General features: G+C 63.6%; 18 protein-coding genes and 1 tRNA gene. 4 read left to right on the forward strand and 15 right to left on the reverse strand.

The features are described from left to right. Window positions 1-34: 34 nt before the first annotated feature. The 7 genes from AB4Z43_RS19770 to AB4Z43_RS19800 form a co-directional block, all read right to left on the reverse strand. Entirely contained in the window at window positions 35-310 is a 276-nt protein-coding gene (locus tag AB4Z43_RS19770; protein WP_032921488.1) for a GCG_CRPN prefix-to-repeats domain-containing protein, read from the reverse strand. Window positions 311-420: 110 nt separating this feature from the next. Continuing rightward, on the reverse strand, window positions 421-876 hold the full coding sequence (locus tag AB4Z43_RS19775) for a periplasmic heavy metal sensor (RefSeq protein WP_010913241.1): 456 nt from the start codon (window positions 874-876) through the stop codon (window positions 421-423). Next, window positions 873-1,319 carry a hypothetical protein gene (locus AB4Z43_RS19780; protein ID WP_038651971.1) on the reverse strand — a complete coding sequence of 149 codons (447 nt, stop codon included), beginning with the start codon at window positions 1,317-1,319 and terminating at the stop codon, window positions 873-875. The genes AB4Z43_RS19775 and AB4Z43_RS19780 overlap by 4 nt, the downstream gene beginning before the upstream one ends. A 119-nt stretch (window positions 1,320-1,438) precedes the next feature. Then, window positions 1,439-1,975: an RNA polymerase sigma factor gene (locus AB4Z43_RS19785; RefSeq protein WP_083246532.1), complete on the reverse strand. Its 537-nt coding sequence runs from the start codon at window positions 1,973-1,975 to the stop codon at window positions 1,439-1,441. Between the two features lie 45 nt (window positions 1,976-2,020). Continuing rightward, window positions 2,021-2,458, reverse strand: a complete 438-nt coding sequence (locus AB4Z43_RS19790) for an EF-hand domain-containing protein (protein ID WP_441938776.1) — start codon at window positions 2,456-2,458, stop codon at window positions 2,021-2,023. A gap of 216 nt (window positions 2,459-2,674) precedes the next feature. Next, window positions 2,675-2,863 (reverse strand): YodC family protein, encoded by a 189-nt coding sequence (locus AB4Z43_RS19795; protein WP_038651973.1) that lies wholly within the window; start codon window positions 2,861-2,863, stop codon window positions 2,675-2,677. Window positions 2,864-3,000: 137 nt separating this feature from the next. After that, window positions 3,001-3,076, reverse strand: a tRNA-Thr gene (locus AB4Z43_RS19800). A 289-nt stretch (window positions 3,077-3,365) separates the two neighbouring features. Between AB4Z43_RS19800 and AB4Z43_RS19805 the strand changes: the two genes are divergently transcribed. Further along, on the forward strand, window positions 3,366-4,511 hold the full coding sequence (locus AB4Z43_RS19805) for a hypothetical protein (RefSeq protein WP_064984580.1): 1,146 nt from the start codon (window positions 3,366-3,368) through the stop codon (window positions 4,509-4,511). Window positions 4,512-4,514: 3 nt separating this feature from the next. Here AB4Z43_RS19805 and AB4Z43_RS19810 read toward each other — a convergent pair whose 3' ends face one another. Together AB4Z43_RS19810 and AB4Z43_RS19815 are read right to left on the reverse strand one after the other, a co-directional pair. Further along, window positions 4,515-6,116 carry a cisplatin damage response ATP-dependent DNA ligase gene (locus tag AB4Z43_RS19810; RefSeq protein ID WP_441938777.1) on the reverse strand — a complete coding sequence of 534 codons (1,602 nt, stop codon included), beginning with the start codon at window positions 6,114-6,116 and terminating at the stop codon, window positions 4,515-4,517. A gap of 4 nt (window positions 6,117-6,120) precedes the next feature. After that, window positions 6,121-7,128 carry a ligase-associated DNA damage response exonuclease gene (locus AB4Z43_RS19815; RefSeq protein ID WP_441938778.1) on the reverse strand — a complete coding sequence of 336 codons (1,008 nt, stop codon included), beginning with the start codon at window positions 7,126-7,128 and terminating at the stop codon, window positions 6,121-6,123. 150 nt (window positions 7,129-7,278) lie between these two features. Here AB4Z43_RS19815 and AB4Z43_RS19820 point away from each other — a divergent pair, with 150 nt between their 5' ends. From AB4Z43_RS19820 to AB4Z43_RS19830, 3 genes are all read left to right on the forward strand, one after another. Then, window positions 7,279-8,196, forward strand: a complete 918-nt coding sequence (locus tag AB4Z43_RS19820; RefSeq protein WP_441938779.1) for a methyltransferase domain-containing protein — start codon at window positions 7,279-7,281, stop codon at window positions 8,194-8,196. Between the two features lie 108 nt (window positions 8,197-8,304). Beyond that, entirely contained in the window at window positions 8,305-8,667 is a 363-nt protein-coding gene (locus AB4Z43_RS19825) for a hypothetical protein (RefSeq protein WP_064984586.1), read from the forward strand. A gap of 68 nt (window positions 8,668-8,735) precedes the next feature. Next, window positions 8,736-9,263: an ATPase AAA gene (locus AB4Z43_RS19830; protein ID WP_038651980.1), complete on the forward strand. Its 528-nt coding sequence runs from the start codon at window positions 8,736-8,738 to the stop codon at window positions 9,261-9,263. An 8-nt stretch (window positions 9,264-9,271) separates the two neighbouring features. Here AB4Z43_RS19830 and AB4Z43_RS19835 read toward each other — a convergent pair whose 3' ends face one another. From AB4Z43_RS19835 to AB4Z43_RS19860, 6 genes are read right to left on the reverse strand one after another with little or no spacing between them, the layout of a single operon-like run. Next, the gene (locus AB4Z43_RS19835) at window positions 9,272-10,213 is read right to left on the reverse strand and encodes a 2-hydroxyacid dehydrogenase (RefSeq protein ID WP_441938780.1); all 942 of its coding nucleotides are present in this window, start codon (window positions 10,211-10,213) and stop codon (window positions 9,272-9,274) included. A 29-nt stretch (window positions 10,214-10,242) separates the two neighbouring features. Then, complete coding sequence (locus AB4Z43_RS19840) at window positions 10,243-11,874, reverse strand: ABC transporter ATP-binding protein (RefSeq protein ID WP_441938781.1); 1,632 nt, start codon at window positions 11,872-11,874, stop codon at window positions 10,243-10,245. Beyond that, the gene (locus AB4Z43_RS19845; RefSeq protein WP_038651982.1) at window positions 11,871-13,016 is read right to left on the reverse strand and encodes an ABC transporter permease; all 1,146 of its coding nucleotides are present in this window, start codon (window positions 13,014-13,016) and stop codon (window positions 11,871-11,873) included. The genes AB4Z43_RS19840 and AB4Z43_RS19845 overlap by 4 nt, the downstream gene beginning before the upstream one ends. Beyond that, window positions 13,016-14,110: a microcin C ABC transporter permease YejB gene (locus AB4Z43_RS19850; protein WP_240564595.1), complete on the reverse strand. Its 1,095-nt coding sequence runs from the start codon at window positions 14,108-14,110 to the stop codon at window positions 13,016-13,018. The genes AB4Z43_RS19845 and AB4Z43_RS19850 overlap by 1 nt, the downstream gene beginning before the upstream one ends. Before the next feature lie 30 nt (window positions 14,111-14,140). After that, window positions 14,141-16,009 (reverse strand): extracellular solute-binding protein, encoded by a 1,869-nt coding sequence (locus tag AB4Z43_RS19855; RefSeq protein WP_441938782.1) that lies wholly within the window; start codon window positions 16,007-16,009, stop codon window positions 14,141-14,143. Then, window positions 16,009-17,886, reverse strand: coding sequence for an extracellular solute-binding protein (locus AB4Z43_RS19860; protein WP_069090924.1), 1,878 nt, complete (start codon window positions 17,884-17,886; stop codon window positions 16,009-16,011). Before AB4Z43_RS19860 ends, AB4Z43_RS19855 begins: the two co-directional genes overlap by 1 nt. Window positions 17,887-18,044 lie beyond the last annotated feature (158 nt).

An 18,044-nucleotide genomic window follows, 5' to 3' on the forward strand; every position in this document is an offset into this window, starting at 1 on the left:
GTGGGGCCGGCGAAGTCGTCGGCCCCCGAGCCCCCTACCAGCGATGCCAGCGGTGCCAGTGACGGTGCGGATGCCACCCATAGAAGGCCGGGCGATGCCAATAGTAACCGGGGTAGACGACCACGCGATTGGGGACGCAGCGCCCCCAGGGATTGGGATGCCAGCCAGGTCCGCAACCCCAGGCGACGTGCTCGACCAGCGCCGGGGCGGCAAGCGGCGCCAGCGGCATCGCCGAGGATGCCGCGACAGTAGCCACCGTTCCGGTCACCGCGAGAGCGGCGGTGGCCGCGTATTTTGTCAGATAGTTCATGACCATACTCCGAAGTTGTCCGAGGTTGAAAACCTGTCGGCGCCAGATGGCCCGGCAGGTCCTGCCCTTCATTTCGTTAAACGGGCGCCATCGGCATTTTCCGTCGGTCGTCACGGCGATTTTTTTGGCGGTGTCGACGGCTGCGGCCCGGCGCGCCTTGAGAGTCCTTCAGCCAGCAGGCTGCGATCCTCGGCGGAACCGGCCGCCGCGAACGCGATGATGCGCTGCTCCAGCCGCGTGCGCACGGTGACGTCGGCATTGCGAGCCCGCTCCAGGGCGGCCGCCAGGGCCGCCGTGTCGAGGACGGGCTGCCGCAGCAGATCTGCCGCCTCGCGCCTGGCCTGCTGGCCGTCGCGAATGATTTCGCGAGACTCTTGGCGGACTTCGCGCAGCGCCTTGCGAAACAGCGTGCGCTGCTGATCGGGAAGCCGGCCGCCTGCCGCCTCCAGCGAATAGCCCTGGGCCGGCTTGCCGCGTTTTATCCAGACGGCCCCGCCGGCAAGCGCGCCCGCCAGGAAGACATTCAGCACCACCGATGCGATGAGGAGGTTTCGGCCGGTGCTCATAGGTCTTCCTCGATCGTGTCGGGCCCGGCATCGCCGAACGCCGTCGCATTGGCGTCGAGCACATAATGGTCGGGCTGAACTTCGGGCGTGACGACAGTCACCAGGGCCAGTCCGGCAATGGCGCCGGCCAGCCCTATTCCGGCAAGCGCCAGCCCCAGCCGCCAGAAGCGCTGGCGCCGGCGCCGGACGATGTACCGGTCGGCGGTCCGTAGGATCGTGTCGTGCAGCGCCTTGCCGGGGTGCGGGACGTGATAACTGTCGAGCAGGGTGTCAAGCGTGTGGGCCCGTCGCGAAATCGCCTGGCCTGTCTCGCTTGAAGCAAAGGCGGCGGCGGCGCCGCGCTCCGCTTGTGGCCAGCGCCGCAGATCGCCGCCATAGGCTTCGGAGAGCGCCGCGAAACGCCTGGCGTCCATTGCCGGGCCGTCCTCGATGTCTTCAGCCATCTGTCTTCCCCTTGCCACTTGTTGCCGCATGCCCATGCGGGTTGGAAACGAGGCCGACCGGCCCCCGCCGGACGCCCACAAAGCGCGGTAAATGTCCGCCATTCATGGTCGCGCTCTTCTCAGTCATGGACGCCATCCCTGGCCAGGATCATCTGCAAGGCCCGCCGGCCGCGCGAGAGCAGGCTCTCCAGCGCATCGACGCTGATCTCCAGGGTCGCGGCTGCCTCTATGTTGGACATCTCCTGATAGTAGACCAGGATGATCGCCTCGCGCTGGCGTGGCGCGATGGCCTGCAAGGCCTGCTCGACCCGATGCGGCTCTTCGCGGGCGTCGGGAAGCGGGGCAGGGTCGGCCATGTCCGGCAAATCGTCGGTCACCAGTTCGCGGCGCCGGCGCAGCCGGTCGTAGCAGAGGTTGAGCGTCACCCGGTGGATCCAGCTGTCGAAGCGTGCATTTCCGCGCCGCCAGCTCGAGGCGTGGCGCCAGATGCGCACGAAGGTCTCCTGTGCGACATCCTCGGCCTCCGCCGCATCGCCCAGAATGCGCACGGCGAGCGAAAGGATGCGCGGCAATTTGCGCGCGACGAGCGTCTGCACGGCCGCCGGGTCGCCGGCGCCGACCCGGCGAACCAACTCCTCGTCCGGATCGGCGCTCATCGGCTGGCGCACTCCCGATATCCATCACGCGTCATGGCCTCTTGGTCATTGCTCCGGCTTGGGAGCGGATTTGTGGCCTGGCATCTCGTCGGCCGTCAGAACGCCGTCGCCATTCTTGTCCAGCTTGGCAAAGCGCTTGGCAAAGAACGCATCGAGTTCGGCGCGGTCGATGAAGCCGTCATGGTTCGAATCGATGCGCGCGAAGGATTTGGCGGCATCGCCCTTGATGTTGCGCTTGGCCTGGAAGGCCTCCCACTCCAGCAGGCTGATCTTGCCGTCGCCATCCGTGTCTGCGGCCATGATCGCCTTCTCCCGCCGCTTCTGGAATTTGGCCAGGGTGATGTCCGACTTGGCTCTTGGTGCGGCTGGGGCTGCGGCTGGCGGCGTGGCGCCAGGAGAAGCAGGGGGCTGCGTCGCTGTCTGGGCGAGGGCCGCAACGGTCAGCAGGCTCAAGGCAGCGGCAAGGATCGAACGGCTTATCATGCTTCGGCGTCTCCGGTTGGCGCGTCGGCCACGGCCCATGCCGTGGTCTCGCTTCAACCGTTAAACGCCGCGACTGGCGAAATCCGTCGGTCGCCTGCGCCGATACCTTCGATTGTCGGGGATGCCGACTCGGGTATTGGTATCGAGAACGACGCGACACCGCATCCGGCGTCATCGAAATTCACGCCGGGTTAGCCACCGCCCGTGGCGAACGGGCTACGCCGATGGGTCGGCGGCCACCAGCTGGTCCGGTTTGAAACCCGCATGTTGCGGGATCCAGACATCGCCCTCGCGGTTGAACCAGTGGCACAGATACATGCCGGAAGCGGCACCGTCGCTGACCGTCATCTTCGGCCCTCCCGACTTCAGCTTGACGACGTCTCCGGTCTTGAAAGTGTTGGCCATTTTGGACCTCCCATGCTGAGGTCCGTGAGTTTCCCACCAAAGCTGAGTCGCGACAATCGCGGATATGGGAGCCATTGCGCGATCCACCGCACAGGCAGCGGTAGAGTACCGATTTCGGCACAGGGGGGACAAGGAACTGGTGCCGCTTAGGTGACTCGAACACCTGACCCCATCATTACGAATGATGTGCTCTACCAACTGAGCTAAAGCGGCCCGGGAGGCCAAAGCCTCCAAGATGGGCTGGGTGATAGACTCAACCGGCCGCGAATTCAAGATGCCACGTGGCAAATCATGCAAGAGCGCCCGCCCGGTCGAAACCAGGGGTTCGCACCTCGCTGCGCATGAGAATCGCCGACATGTTCCGATTTTGTTTGCCGGAATATCGCCAAGATGGACTTTGGACGGCCCGTCGAGGCAGAATGCGGCCGCCCGCCCGTTGATTGATTGGTCGCCTACGGCTAACCATCAGGGAAGATTGGGGCAATTTGCAGAGGGATCCCGCTTGGACGCGATCGAAAAAGCGATCCGGAACGCCTTGGAGAAGGGCAATGCCGAGGACCGCGCGTTCCGCGAGAAGGTCTATCGGTCGGCCTTTGCCGCGCTTGACCGTGCGCTCCAGGCCAATCCCGGCGTGACCGTGGAGGTTGCCATCAAGCGCCGCAAGGCGATCCAGGCGACGATCACCGAAATCGAATCCGAGTTCCTGCCGGCGGTGCCGGATGTGGGCCTGGAGGTCGACGCCCCGGCGGCCGAGCCCGCGGCCGCCGCGGCGCCCGCCATCGAGATCGGAGACAAGGCGCCATCGCCCGCCGTCACCGTCGACAGCCCCGCGCAGCCGGCATCCGATGCGCCGCTTTCGCGCGTGCTGCCGGTCGTTCCCGACATCATGCCGGACGCGACGCTTCCCGGCGTGCCGGCCATCGACATGTCCGCTCCTAGCGCTTCGGGTACCGCGACGGAAGTGGCGCCCGATCGCGATGAACGGCGCATTCGCGGACGCCGCCTGCCGCTGACCGCCATCTTCTTCAGCGTGACCCTGCTTGCGGCGATCGGCATCGGCGTGTTCTTTGCCATGCAGACCGGCGTGTTCAAGACGGCGGCGCAGCTCGATACGGCGCCGCCCGAGGCGCCACCAACCGTCGAGGACGACGATTTCACCCCGGCCGACGGCGCCAACGCGCCGGCCAAGCCTGGCGCCGCGGACCAGTCGCGCAACTGGATCAATGTGTTCTCGCCGACCGATCCGACGCATGTCGCCGCCCCGTCGGACGCCAAGGCCTCGGTGATGAAGGACGACACCGGTCCGTTCCTGCGCATCCAGTCCGGCCCCTCAGGTTCGGCGATCGCCTTCGATGTCGGGCAGGGCGTGCTGGAGAAGCTCGCCGGCAAGCACGCCGTGTTCGATATCATCGCGCGTGCCGAGGACGGCAAGGACACGCAGATCTCCGTCGACTGCAATTTCGGCGAGCTCGGCGATTGCGGCCGCAAGCGCTACGCGGTCGGCCAGCAGCGCAACGAATATCTGTTCGACGTGCAGTTCCCCAACAAGCATCCCGGCTCGGCCGGAACCATCGCCGTCAATTCCGATTTCGACAAGCAGGGCAAGGCGGTCGACATCTACGAGATCCGGGTCTCGATCGAGCCGTAGGGTTCAGCGGTCGAGCAGCGCCTGCAGCGTCTCGATGCGGTCGGCTTCGTTGGCCGGCTTGTCCCAGCGCAGCCGTGAAATGCGGGGAAAGCGCATGGCGACGCCGGATTTGTGCCGGGTGGAGCGGTTGAGCCCCTCGAAGGCGACTTCCAGCACCAGGCCGTTGTCGCGGTCCGCCCGCACCGAACGCACCGGTCCGAAGCGCTCGACCGTATTGTCCCGAACATATTTGTCGATCTGCTTCAGTTCTTCGTCGGTGAAGCCGAAATAGGCTTTGCCGACCGGCACCAGTTCCTCCTCGCCCTCGGCTCCGGACCAGACGCCGAACGTGTAGTCGGAGTAGAAACTCGAGCGCTTGCCATGGCCGCGCTGGGCATACATCAGCACCGCGTCCACCGTGTGCGGATCGCGCTTCCACTTGAACCACGGGCCTTTCGGCCGGCCGGCGACATAGGGCGAATCCCAGCGCTTCAGCATCACGCCTTCGATGATCGGGTGCGGCGGCGCGCGGCGCAGGTTCTCCAGCGCCTGCCAGTCCGTGAAGGCGACGAAAGGCGACAGGTCGAAACGGCCGGGGTCGAGCGTTTTCACGAAGGTTTCGAGGCGGCCACGCCGTTCCCGGAACGGCAATGCGCGAAGGTCTTCGTCGCCGAGCTGAAGCAGGTCGTAGCAACGCATGAAGGCCGGATATTGCTGCTGCATCTTCGGCGTCACCGTCTTGCGGTTCAGCCGCTGCTGCAAATCCGAGAAGGTCCCCGTCGCCTCACGCGGATCGCCGACCAGCAACTCGCCGTCCAGCGTCGCGGAAAAGTGCATGGCGTCTGCGAGGTCGGGAAAGGCGCCGGAGACATCGTCGCCGGTGCGCGAATAGAGCCGGCGGATGCCGCCTTCCGCCACCGCCTGGACGCGGATGCCGTCCCATTTCCATTCGGCGGCGTAATCCGCCGGGTCGAGCTTTTCGAGATCGCCGTCGCCGACCGGGTTCGACAGCATCACCGGGCGGAACAACGCCATCGCCGTGTTGCGGGGTTTTTCGGCCTTGCCTTCCAGCCAGGCGAACAGCGCCGTATAGGGCGGCGACAGACCGTGCCAGAGCTCCTCGATCTCGGCGACGTCGACCTTGCCGAAATCCGCCAGCGCCTGTTTGGCGAGCCGCGCCGAGACGCCGATGCGCAGGCCGCCGGTGACCAGCTTGATGATGGCGAACCGCGCCGAAATGCCGGCGCTGTCGAGCAGGCTGGCCAGCACTTTCGGTCCGTCCGAGCGGCTTGCCGCCTGCAGTTTGGCCACGACCTCGCCGAGCGTCGGCTCGCGGTTGGGGATCTTGCCCGGCGTCCGCGTCCAGACCAGCGACACCGTTTCGGCGAGATCGCCGACATAGTCGTAGGAGTAGCCGAACAGCACGGGATCCATCCGTTCTGTGACCAGCATGCGCAGCATGGCCGGCTTGACCGCGGCTATTGTGAGGTCACCGGTGATGGCCGCCAGCGCCAGCCCGCGATCCGGATCCTCGACGGTTCGGAAATAGTCGACCAGCAGCGTCAGCTTGCCGTTGCGCGACGGCGTCAGCACAAGGCGGTCGAGAAGTTCGGCGAAGCGGTTCATGGCTTCAATCGCCCTCGTCCTCATAGCCCACCAGATGCAGCGGCCGGGCGGCGATGCCTTCGAGCTCGCACCAGCGAACCAGCGCTTCCTCGCGGCCATGCGTCACCCAGATCTCCTCGGCGCCGGTCTCCTTGATGGTGGCGGTGAGTTCGTCCCAATCGGCATGGTCCGAGATGATCAGCGGCAGTTCGACGCCGCCTTGCTTGGCGCGCTGGCGGATGCGCATCCAGCCCGACGCAAAGCACGAGATCGGATCGGGAAAGCGCCGCGCCCAACGATCGGCGAAGGCCGATGGCGGGCCGACGACGATGGCGCCGGCAAAGTCATCCTTGCCGCCCTCGACCGTTGCCGGCTCGAGGACACCCAGGTCGATGCCCTGGCTCTGATAGTATTCGCTGAGCCTGGCAAGTGCGCCATGGATGTAAAGCGGCCTGTCATAGCCGGCGTCGCGCAACAGCCGCATCACCCGCTGCGCCTTGCCCAGCGCATAGGCGCCGACCAGATGCGAGTGTTCGGGAAACTGCGCCGCCGATTTCAGCAGGCGGGCGATCTCTTCCGTGTCCGGTGGATGGCGAAAGACCGGCAGGCCGAAAGTCGCCTCGGTGATGAAGATGTCGCAACGGATCGGCTCGAACGGCGCGCAGGTTGCATCCTTTTGCCGCTTGTAGTCGCCAGAGGCGACGATGCGCGTGCCCTGATGCTCGACCGATATCTGCGCCGAACCCAGCACATGGCCGGCCGGATGGAAGCTGACGCTGACATCGTTCAGAGCGATCGTCTCGCCGAGCGGTGCGGCTTGGGTCGTTCCGGCAAAGTCCTCACCGTAGCGCAGGGCCATAATGTCGAGCGTCTGCTGCGTCGCCAGCACCGAGCGGTGGCCGGAGCGTGCGTGGTCGGAATGGCCGTGCGTGATCAGCGCCCGGTCCACCGGCCGCACCGGGTCGATAAAAAAATCGCCCGGGGGGCAGTAAAGGCCTTCGGGCCGGGGATGAAGCAGGTCGCTGGCGCGCATGGTCCCCAAGATAGGATATAATTCCGCTGCGGGAAGCCTGATGTCGGAGACTGCTGACTCTCCTGGGCAAAGGGCGCTCAATTCGGTTCAGCTTCCGCATCCTTTGCTCTAAAGAGGTGGCGGCCGGCCTCCACCGGCGGAACCATCATCATGAAACCGCTTCAGACATCCTCCGGCGATTTGAACGCCGATCGCCGTGCCGACTATGCCGAGATGCTATTTGCCTCCGGCGATCGCACGGCGGCGGCCGAGCTGCTGCTCGGCGCATTGGAGCTGGCGCCGCAATGGGCAATGGGCTGGTTCCGCCTCGGCGAGATGCAGGAGACATCGGGCAGGCTCGACCTGGCGGCGCAGGGCTGGACGATGTCGCTGAAACTGGACCCGGCCGACCGCCAGGGCGCGGCCCTCAAACTGCAGCTGATCGGCAAGGCTCCGCTCGCCGCCGCGCCGCCCAGTGCTTTTGTCGAGGCGCTGTTCGACCACTATGCCGAGACATTCGAGGAGATGCTGGTCGGCAAGCTCGACTACCGCTTGCCCGAATTTCTCGGGCAGATGATTCGCAAGGCAAGGCCGGGTCGCTTCCGCGTGGCGCTCGACCTTGGTTGCGGAACGGGACTGATGGGCGAGAGGCTGAGGCCGATCGTCGACCGGCTGGAAGGGGTCGATATATCGGCCAGGATGCTGAAGAAGGCGCGGGCGAAAGGCATCTACCACACGCTGACAAAAGCGGATCTGCAGGGATTTTCCCATTCAGGCGAAAGGCCCGATCTGGTGACATCGGCCGATGTCCTGATCTACATCGGCGCGCTCGATGGTCTGGTGGGCACCGTTGCCGGTCTGCTCGCCGAAGGCGGCCTGTTTGCCTTCTCCGTCGAGACACTGGCAGACGACGGCGATTTCGCGCTGCAGCCCTCGCGGCGCTACGCCCATTCGCAGCCCTATGTCAGGCGGACACTGGAGGCCAACGGGCTTGCGATCCTGGCGCTGGAGCCAACCACCATCCGGCAGGATCGCCGCGAGCCCGTCAAAGGGCTGGGCGTTGTGGCGTGGAAGCCTCACGCCGTTTGAAGCGTGCATGAACACCATCCCGCTGCTGCGAAAAAGTCCGATTTGCGTGCGCGACTGATATTTGCGATCTGGTCGCGTCAGGGCGGGATATCAGGAGGAGCATATCGGATGCGCTGGAACATGATGATCTTGGCATCTTGCCTGGCAACGGCCGGCTGCGTCGGCAATTCGATGTCCGAGCGGCAGGACGCCGACGTAGAATCCTCCCTGCAGTACGACACCGTGCCGTGCGATCAATTGCTGGCGCAACGCAATGGCCTGGCGCAGCAATACAACCTGCCTGTGACCGCGAAGCCGACCTTCTCCAATCCCGCGATGGGTTTCGGTCCGTTCACGCCCGACATGCGTTCCAAGGCCAAGCGCGACAGCGACAAGGCGTCAGGCGAGATCGATGCCATGAACCGGTCGATCGAGCGCCGCGACTGCGGCAAGCCGGACAATCAGAAGAAGAAGTTCGCCCTGCCGAGCTGAAAATAGCAGCAGCTGTCCGACGAGAGTGATCGCCGGCAGCATGCTCGCGTCCGCGTAGGGGACGATCGATGAAACTCTCGGACCTTGGCGACCGCATCTGCATTCTGGGGCCGTCCAACAGCGGCAAGTCGACCCTGGCCGATGCGATTGCCCGCAAGCGTGGCCTGGAGCCCGTTCACCTCGATCTGCTTCATCATCTGCCCAACACCGACTGGGAGCCGCGTCCAAAGGCCGAATTCATTGCCTTGCATGACGGCGCGATCGCCAGCGAGCGTTGGGTGATGGACGGAAATTACTCGATCTGCATGCCGCAACGTTTCCGGCGGGCGACGGGAGTGATCCTGCTGGATATCTCCACGCCGGCAAGCCTGCTGCGTTATTTCAGGCGAAGCTGGTTTGAGAAGAACCGGCGCGGTGCCCTGGAAGGCGGACGCGACAGCGTCAAATGGGACATGATCCACCATATTGCCGTGACCACGCCGAAAAACCGCCGGAGATACCAGGCGATGTTCGAGGAGCTCGACCTGCCGAAGCTGCAGCTGTCCTCCGTGAGAGCAATCAAGCAGTGCTTCAGGGACTGGGATCTGGCGATGTAAGACCCTGGCTAATATCCCGCCTTGCGATCCACCAGATTCTCGAGCTTTTCGCCACGCTCGAAGGCGTCCATCTGGCGCAGCATGGTCGGCGCCAGGTGCATCGGATCGGAGGTCGCCGCGGCGTGCGGCGTCACGAACACTTTCGGATGGTTCCACAACGGGCTGGTCTTCGGCAGCGGTTCGACCTCGAACACGTCGAGGCTCGCCTCCTTCAGCGTGCCGTCATCCAGCGCCCGCACGATGTCGGCATCCTTCTGCAGGCGGCCGCGTCCGGCATTGATCAGCACCGAACCGCCGAGGCCGTTGCGTTTGCGCAATTCCTTCAGCACGCCGTAATTGATGATGCCTTGCGTGTCCGGCGTCAGCGGCAAAAGCACGACAAGGATATCGGTCGCGTTGAGGAAGGGGATCAACCCGGCCTCGCCGGAATAGGTCGCCACCCCTTGCATCGGCCGCTCGGTGCGCGACCAGCCATTGACCGCGAAGCCGAGCGACAGCAGCACCGAGGCCGCGGCACGGCCGAGATTGCCGAGCCCCATAATGCCGACGGATATGTCGCCGGCCGGCCGCTGCGGCGGCTCGTGCCAGATCTTCTTTTGCTGCTGCTGCCGGTAGAGCAGGCCCTGGCGATGATGATCGAGCACCCGCCAGACGACATATTCGGTCATGTATTGCGTGAGGTTGTCGGCGACGACCTTGACGATCGGCACGTCGGGCAGGCCGGGATCGGCGAAGATGTGGTCGACGCCGGCGCCGATGGAGAAGATGGCGCGCAGATTGGGCAGCGAAGACAACAAATTGGGCTTCTGCTTCCACACCACCGCATAGGTGATCGACGGATCCTTGGCGCCGCCCGGCTCCAGCACCACCTCGCGCTCGGCCGACAGAAGCTCGCGCCAGCGCTGCGGGTGAAAGCCGGTGACGGCAAGCAGAATGCGGCCTTTTTCCATCGCGATTCGTCTAGTCCTCTTTACGCAAATTACTCGCTGACGATGCCGACCGGCGCCGTCTCTATCTTGAAGGCGGCCGAGATCAGTGCCCGAGTATAGTCGGTTTGCGGATTTTCAAAAATCTGCTGGGAAGGGCCGGCTTCGACGATCTGGCCATTGCGCATGACGATGACGTCGTTGGCAAGCGCCCGGATGACTTTGAGATCGTGGCTGATGAAGAGATAGGCGAGGTCGTGCTTGGCCTGCAGATTGCGCAGGAGGTCGACGACCTGCGCCTGCACGCTCATGTCGAGCGCCGATGTGGGCTCGTCCAGCATGACGAAGCGCGGGTTGAGCACCATGGCGCGCGCGATCGCGACACGCTGGCGCTGGCCGCCGGAAAACTCGTGCGGATAGCGGTTGCGGGTCGCCGGATCGAGCCCGACCTCCTTCAGCACGTCCGCAACCTTGTCGTCGCGTTCATCGGGCGACAGTTTCGGCTCGTGGATCTTCAGGCCCTCGTCGATGATCTCGGCGATCGACATGCGCGGGCTGAGCGAGCCGAACGGATCCTGGAACACGATCTGCAATTCGCGCCTGAGCGGCCGCATGGCGTTGAAGGTGAGCTGGTTGATGTCGCGGCCGTTGAACCGGATGGTTCCCGTCGACGAGATCATGCGTGCCAGGGCCAGGCCGAGCGTCGTCTTGCCGGAGCCGGACTCGCCGACCACGCCCAGCGTCTGGCCGGCGCGCACGGTGACATCGATGCCGTCGACAGCCTTCACATGGTCGACCGTGCTGCGGAAGAAGCCCTGCTTGATCGGAAACCAGACTTTTATGTCCTTGCCGGCCATCACCGGCTTGGCGTCGGCGTTGGCGGCCGGTGGCTTGCCCTTCGGCTCGGCTGCCAGCAGGTGGCGCGTATAGGGGTGCTGCGGGTTGGCGAAGATCTCCTTGGTCGGTCCGGTCTCGACGATCTTGCCCTTGGTCATCACGCAGACCCGGTCGGCGATCTTGCGCACGATACCGAGATCGTGGGTGATGAACAGCATCGACATGCCTTTGCGGCTTTTGAGGCCCGCGAGCAGTTCGAGGATCTGCGCCTGCACCGTGACGTCGAGCGCCGTCGTCGGCTCGTCGGCGATCAGCAGTTCCGGTTCGTTGGCAAGTGCCATGGCGATCATGACGCGCTGGCGCTGGCCGCCGGACAGCTGGTGCGGATAGGCGTCAAGCCGCTTCTGCGGATCGCGGATGCCGACCTCGTTGAGCAGTTCCAGCGTGCGCGCCTTGGCCGGGCGGTCGGCCATGCCCTGATGCAGTTTCAGGATCTCGACGATCTGATGCTCGATCGTGTGCAGCGGATTGAGCGAGGTCATCGGCTCCTGGAAGATCATGGTGATCTTGTTGCCGCGCACTTGCCGCAACTGCTTCTCGTTCATGGTTAGCAGGTCGGCGCCCTCGAACAGGATTTTCCCCGAGGGATGGCTGGCGCTGGGGTAGGGCAGCAGTTTCAGCACCGACAGCGCCGAGACCGACTTGCCGGAGCCGGACTCGCCCACCAGCGCGATCGTCTCGCCCTTGGCGATGTCGAAGGAGATATGGTCGACGGCGACAGACTGGCCGCCGCCCTGGCTGAAGGCCACGCTGAGGTCCTGTACGCTGAGCAGAGGCGCTTCGCTCATTTGAACGTCTTGCGCGGATCGAAGGCGTCGCGAGTCGCCTCGCCGACAAAGACCAGCAGCGACAGCATCAGCGAGATGACGACGAAGCCGGAAATGCCGAGCCACGGCGCATTGAGGTTGCGCTGCGCCTGCTTCAGCAACTCACCGAGCGAGGCGGACCCCGGCGGCAGGCCGAAGCCGAGATAGTCGAGCGAGGTCAGTGTCGAGATCGAGCCCGAGAGCAGGAAGGGCATGAAGGTCAATGTCGCCACCATGGCGTTGGGCAACAGATGCCGGAACATGATGGTGCGGTTGGGCACGCCGAGCGCGCGGGCGGCGTTGACGTACTCGAAGTTGCGGGCGCGCAGGAACTCGGCCCGCACGACGCCGACCAGAGCCACCCAGGAGAACAACAGCATCAGCCCGAGCAGGATGAAGAAGCCCGGCGGCAGGATGGCGGCGACGATGAGCAAGAGATAGAGCACCGGAATTGCCGACCAGATTTCGATGAAGCGCTGGAACAGCAGGTCCGTCCAGCCGCCGAAATAGCCCTGCAGGGCGCCGGCGCCGACGCCGATCAGGGCAGAGCCGGCGGTCAGGATCAGCCCGAACAGCACCGAGATACGGAAGCCGTAGATGACGCGCGCCAAGACGTCGCGAGCCTGGTCGTCGGTGCCGAGCCAGTTCCAGTTGCCGACGATGCAGGCGGGGTCGGCAGCCCCTTGCGGATACTGGTTGCAGCGCTTGGCGGCGTCATACTGCCAGGACGGCTTGGCCGGTGCGGCTTCCGGAATGGCATTGTTGACGGTCTGGTAGGAATAGCGGATCGGCGGCCAGATCATCCAGCCATTGGCGTTGATCTCGTCCTGGATCACCGGATCGCGATAGTCGGTGACGGCATAGAAGCCGCCGAACTTTTCCTCCGGGTAGGCGACCAGCACCGGAAACAGGATCTCGCCCTTGTAGGAAGCGATGATCGGCTTGTCGTTGGCGATGAATTCGGCAAACAGCGACAGCACGAACAGGACAAGGAAAATCCACAACGACCAGTAGCCGCGCCTGTTCGCCTTGAAATTCTGCAGGCGGCGCTTGTTGATCGGCGACAGGAACGGCCGTGGCATCCGCTCCGGCACCACGCCGGCGGTGACGCTCGCCTCCGACATCAGACGTCTCTCCGCTCGAAATCGATGCGCGGATCGACCCAGGTGTACATCAGGTCGGACAGCAATCCGACGAACAGGCCGAGAAGCGAGAAGATGTAGAGGTTTGCGAACACCACGGGATAGTCGCGCTCGACCACCGATCGGAAGCCGAGCAGGCCGAGGCCATCGAGCGAGAAGATGTTCTCGATCAGCAGCGAACCGGTGAAGAAGGCCGAGATGAAGGCGCCGGGAAAGCCGGCAATGACGATCAGCATGGCATTGCGGAAGACATGGCCATAGAGCACCTGCCGCTCCGACAGGCCCTTGGCCCGCGCCGTCACCACATATTGCTTGCGGATTTCCTCCAGGAACGAGTTCTTAGTCAAAAGCGTCGTCGTTGCGAAGGCCGAGAGCACCAGCGCCGTCAGCGGCAGGGTCATGTGCCAGGCATAGTCGGCGATCTTGGCCGGCCAGGACAACTGGTCCCAATTGTCCGAGACGATGCCGCGCAACGGGAACCAGTCCCAGAACGAGCCGCCGGCGAACAGCACCATCAACATGATGCCGAACAGGAAGCCGGGAATGGCATAGCCGACGATGACGACGCCGCTGGTCCAGACATCGAACGGGCTACCGTCCTTCACCGCCTTGCGGATGCCGAGCGGAATGGAGATCAGATAGGACAAGAGCGTGATCCAAAGCCCGATCGAAATCGACACCGGCATCTTCTCGAGGATCAGGTCGAGCACCGAGATATCGCGGAAGTAGCTGTTGCCGAAATCGAAGCGGATATAGTTCCACAGCATCATGCCGAAGCGCTCGAGCGGCGGCTTGTCGAAACCGAACTGCTTCTCCAGCTTCTTGATAAATTCCGGATCGAGCCCCTGCGCGCCGCGATATTTCGAGCTGACGTCGCCGGCCACGTCGAAATTGGAGCCGCCGGCATCGCCGCCGCCACCGCCGAGGCGGTCGCTGCCGCCCTGATTGGTCAGCTTGGCGATGACTTGCTCGACCGGGCCGCCCGGCGCGAACTGGATGACGGCGAAGGAGATCGCCATGATGCCGAACAGGGTCGGGATCATCAAAAGGATGCGGCGCAGTATATAGGCGCCCATCAGGCTTCCTGCCCTTTTTGGACTGAGATCTCAGCCTTTGCCAATTTTTGCCGCCTTGCCCTTATCGAACCACCACAGCGCCTCGACCGGAAAGCCGAAATCGGGTTTTTGCTCGGGAAAGCCGAACATGTCCCAATAGGCGCTTCGGTGATTCGCCAGGAACCAACTAGGAATCCAATCGCACCGCGCGCGCAAGACCCGGTCGAGCGCCCGCATTGCCACGGTCAGGCTTTCGCGGTCCTTTGCGGCCCCCACCGCGTCGATCAGCGTGTCGATAGCCGAGTTTGCGACACCCGGCAGGTTGCGCGAGCCGGAGAGATTGGCAGATCTGGAATGGAAGAAACCTTCGAGATCGTCGCGCGTCGGTGTCGCGCTAAAGGAGAAGGCGGCAGACAGCAGATCGAAATCGAATGTGGCCTGTCTGGCCTGGTATTGGGCCGAGTCCACCAGCCGGATCGTGGCGTCGATACCGATCGCCTTCATATTGGCGACCCAGGGCGAATAGACCTGAACGAAGGTATCGTCGTCGACCATGAACTCGGCCGAAAGCCGGCCGCCCTTGTCGTTGACGACGAAATCGCCGGACCGTTTCCAACCCGCCGCGGCCAGAAGTTTTGCCGCCTGGCCAAGCAGCTTGCGATCACGGCCGGTGCCGTCCGATGTGGGCTGGCTTACCGCCGTGCCGAACGCTTCTGCCGGGAGCTGGCCGCGCAGCGGCTCCAGCAGCGCCAGCTCTTGCAGGGATGGTACACCCTCGGCGCGAAAATCCGATTTCTCGAAGCAGGACTGCGAGCGCTCGTAAGAGCCATAGAAGAAGTTCCGTCGTGTCCACTCGAAATCGAAGCAAAGCGCAATTGCCTGGCGCACCCGCGCATCGCGAAACTGTTCGCGCCGCTGATTGACCGCCGTTCCCTGCATCGTCGGTCGCTTCTCGGCCGGGAATTCGTGCTTGACCACCTTGCCTGCGGTCAGTGCCGGAAAGTCGTAGGCGGTCGCCCAGACGCGTGAGGTGAATTCCTCGCGGTAGGTGATCTCGCCCTTCTTGAATGCCTCGAAGGCGGCGGTGCGGTTCTGGTAGAATTCGATGCGGATACGATCGAAATTGTTTTGTCCCCGATTGACCGGGAGTTGGCGGCCCCAATAATCCGCGACCCGATCGTATTCGATCCAGGCGCCGGCCGAGAAGCGGCCGACCTTGTAAGCGCCGGAGCCGAGCGGCGGGTTCAACTGCGAGGAGTCGAACGGATTGGCCGTGTAGAAAGCCTTCGACAGGATGGGGAATTCCACGACGTTGAGCACGGTGCGAGCCGATTGCTTGCCGGAAAAGGTAAGCCGCAATGTGTGGTCGTCAACGGCAACGGCCTCGACCATGTGTGTCAGCGACAGCGACAGGTCTGGGTGGCCCTTGTCCTTGTAGAGCGAGAAGGTGAATTCCGCATCCTGTGCCGTCAGCGGTGACCCGTCATGGAAGCGCGCTTCGGGACGAAGCGAGAAGGTGAAGGAGTTCCGGTCGTCCGACAGCGTTACGCCGTCGGCGATCTGGCCGTATACGGCGTCGGGCTCGTCGAGCGCGCGCACCATCAGCCCGTCGAAACACATCTCCATGCGCGGCGGCGCATCGCCCTTGTCGGTGAAGGAGTTCAGCGTGTTGAAGGTCTGAGTATCCTGGTTGTAGCCCCAGTTCGGCGGCGAGAAATTGAAGATACCCCCAGCCGGCGCGTCCGGATTGACATAGTCGAAATGCGCAAAATCCGGTCTGTATTTGAGGTCGCCGAAGGCGGAGAGCCCATGCAATTTCACGCCGGTCGCGATATCGGCGAAGGCTCTGCCCGGCAACAGGGCCGCGGCAGCGGCGGCCCCGCTCAATGCCAGGAAATCGCGGCGCGGCAGCATCGTCATCAATTGCCGCCCTTGTATTTGGCGGCCAGCGCCTTCTCCTTGTCGAGGTCGATCCACCAGGAGTCGATATCGGCACCGACATAGGCAGGCTGCTTGTCGGGGAATTTGAACTTGTTCCAATAGGCCAGCCAGACCGCCGATCGATAATATTGCGGCACGACGTAGAAGTTCCACAGCAGCACCCTGTCGAGCGCATGTGTGGCGGCGACAAGATCCTCGCGGTCCGTGGCGAAGATGATGCGGTCGACCAGGGCGTCGACGGTCGGATCCTTGATTCCCATCAGATTGCGCGAGCCTGGCGTGTCGGCGGCCTTCGAGCTCCAGAAGTCCCGCTGTTCATTTCCTGGTGAATCCGATTGGCCGAACAGACCCGTGACGACGTCGAAATCGAAATGGTTGACCCGGTTGATGTACTGCGTCTGATCGATGATGCGCAGGGAAGCGTCTACGCCGATCTTGCGCAGGTTGGCGATATAGGGACTGGCGATCACCTGGTCGGTGTCGTTCCAACCGAGGATCTCGAACTTGAACGGAGCGCCTGTCTTGGCGTTGACCATCTTGCCGCCCTTGATCACCCAGCCTGCCTTGGCGAAGAGATCGACCGCCTGCTTCAGGTACTTCCGTTCTGCCTGCGGCGAATCGTAGACCGGCAGCTTGAATTGCTGCGTGAAGAGTTCGGGTGGCAGCTTGTCGCGATATTTCTCGAGGATATCCAATTCCTTGCCTTGTGGCAGCCCGCTCGACGCCAATTCGGTACCCTGGAAATAGCTCGACATGCGGGTGTTGAAGCCGAAGAACAGTGTGCGATTCATGCTCTCGAAATCGAACGGGATGGTCAGTGCCTCGCGGACAAGCCGGTCCTGGAACAGCGGCCTTCGCTGGTTGAGGACAAAGCCCTGCATCGGCTGCGGCGATTGGGTTTGGAAGTCCTTCTTGATGACGTCACCGGCCTGGATGGCTGGGAAATTATAGGCGGTCGCCCATTTGCGGGAGCTGTATTCGCGATTGATGTCTTCCAATCCGCCCTTGGTGAAAGCCAGCCAGGCGGCATTGTCGTCGAGGATGTAGGTATATCGGCGCGTGTCGAAATTCTCGCGGCCGATCTTCACCGGCAGCTTGGCGGCCCAATAGTCCGGCACGCGCTGCCAGACGATTTCCGAGCCCGGCTTGAAGCTGGCGATCTTGTAGGCCGCCGATCCCAGCGGAATCTCCAGCGTTGGCTTGGTGACGTCGCGCTTCTTGCCATTGGCGTCGGTGCCTTCCCACCAGTGCTTCGGCAGCACGGCGAGGTCGCCGATGATCTTCGGCAGTTCTCGGTTACCCTTCTGGTTGAAATGGAACTCGACCTCGCGGTCGGAGATCGCCACCGCGTCGGTGACGTTCTCGAAATAGCGGCTGTATTGTGGGCTGTTCGCTTTCAACACCTGGAACGACCAGATCACGTCGTCGACGGTGATCGGCTGGCCGTCATGCCATTTCGCGCGCGGGTCGAGCCGGTAGGTCGCCGAGGAATAGTCAGCCGGATATTTGTAAGCGTCGGCGATCAGCGGGTGGCTGGTGCTGCCCTCGTCGGTCGCTTGCTCCATCAGCGTGTCGTAGAGCAGGCCGCCGCCGAAGCCGACGAGCCCCGCCGCCGGCGATCCCTGAACAATGTAGGGGTTGAAGCTGTCATAAGTGCCGAGCAGCACCGAATTCAACGTGCCGCCCTTGGGCGCGTTCGGGTTCACGTAGTCGTAGTGCTGAAAATTGTCGCCGTACTTGGAATCGCCGATCAGCGATGAGGTGGTCCGCCACTCGTCGGCCAGGGTCGCCTGCAGTCCCGCCGCCAGAAGGGCCGCTGCCAGCAACGACCTGAGAAGCGTTCGGCCAACCGTCATGCACTATCCTCTTCGCGATGCGTTTCTCCGGACCATCCAGAAAGGGCAATCTAGATGATTTGGCGCTCGTGAAAACCGCCATGCGCGGCTTTGTCGCCGCATATGCGTTTTTCCTAACAAAAAGCCGGGCAGAACCCGGCTTTTCTATGAACGCTTTG

Source organism: Mesorhizobium sp. 2RAF45 (assembly GCF_052115225.1).
GTDB classification, from domain to species: Bacteria; Pseudomonadota; Alphaproteobacteria; order Rhizobiales; family Rhizobiaceae; genus Mesorhizobium; species Mesorhizobium jarvisii.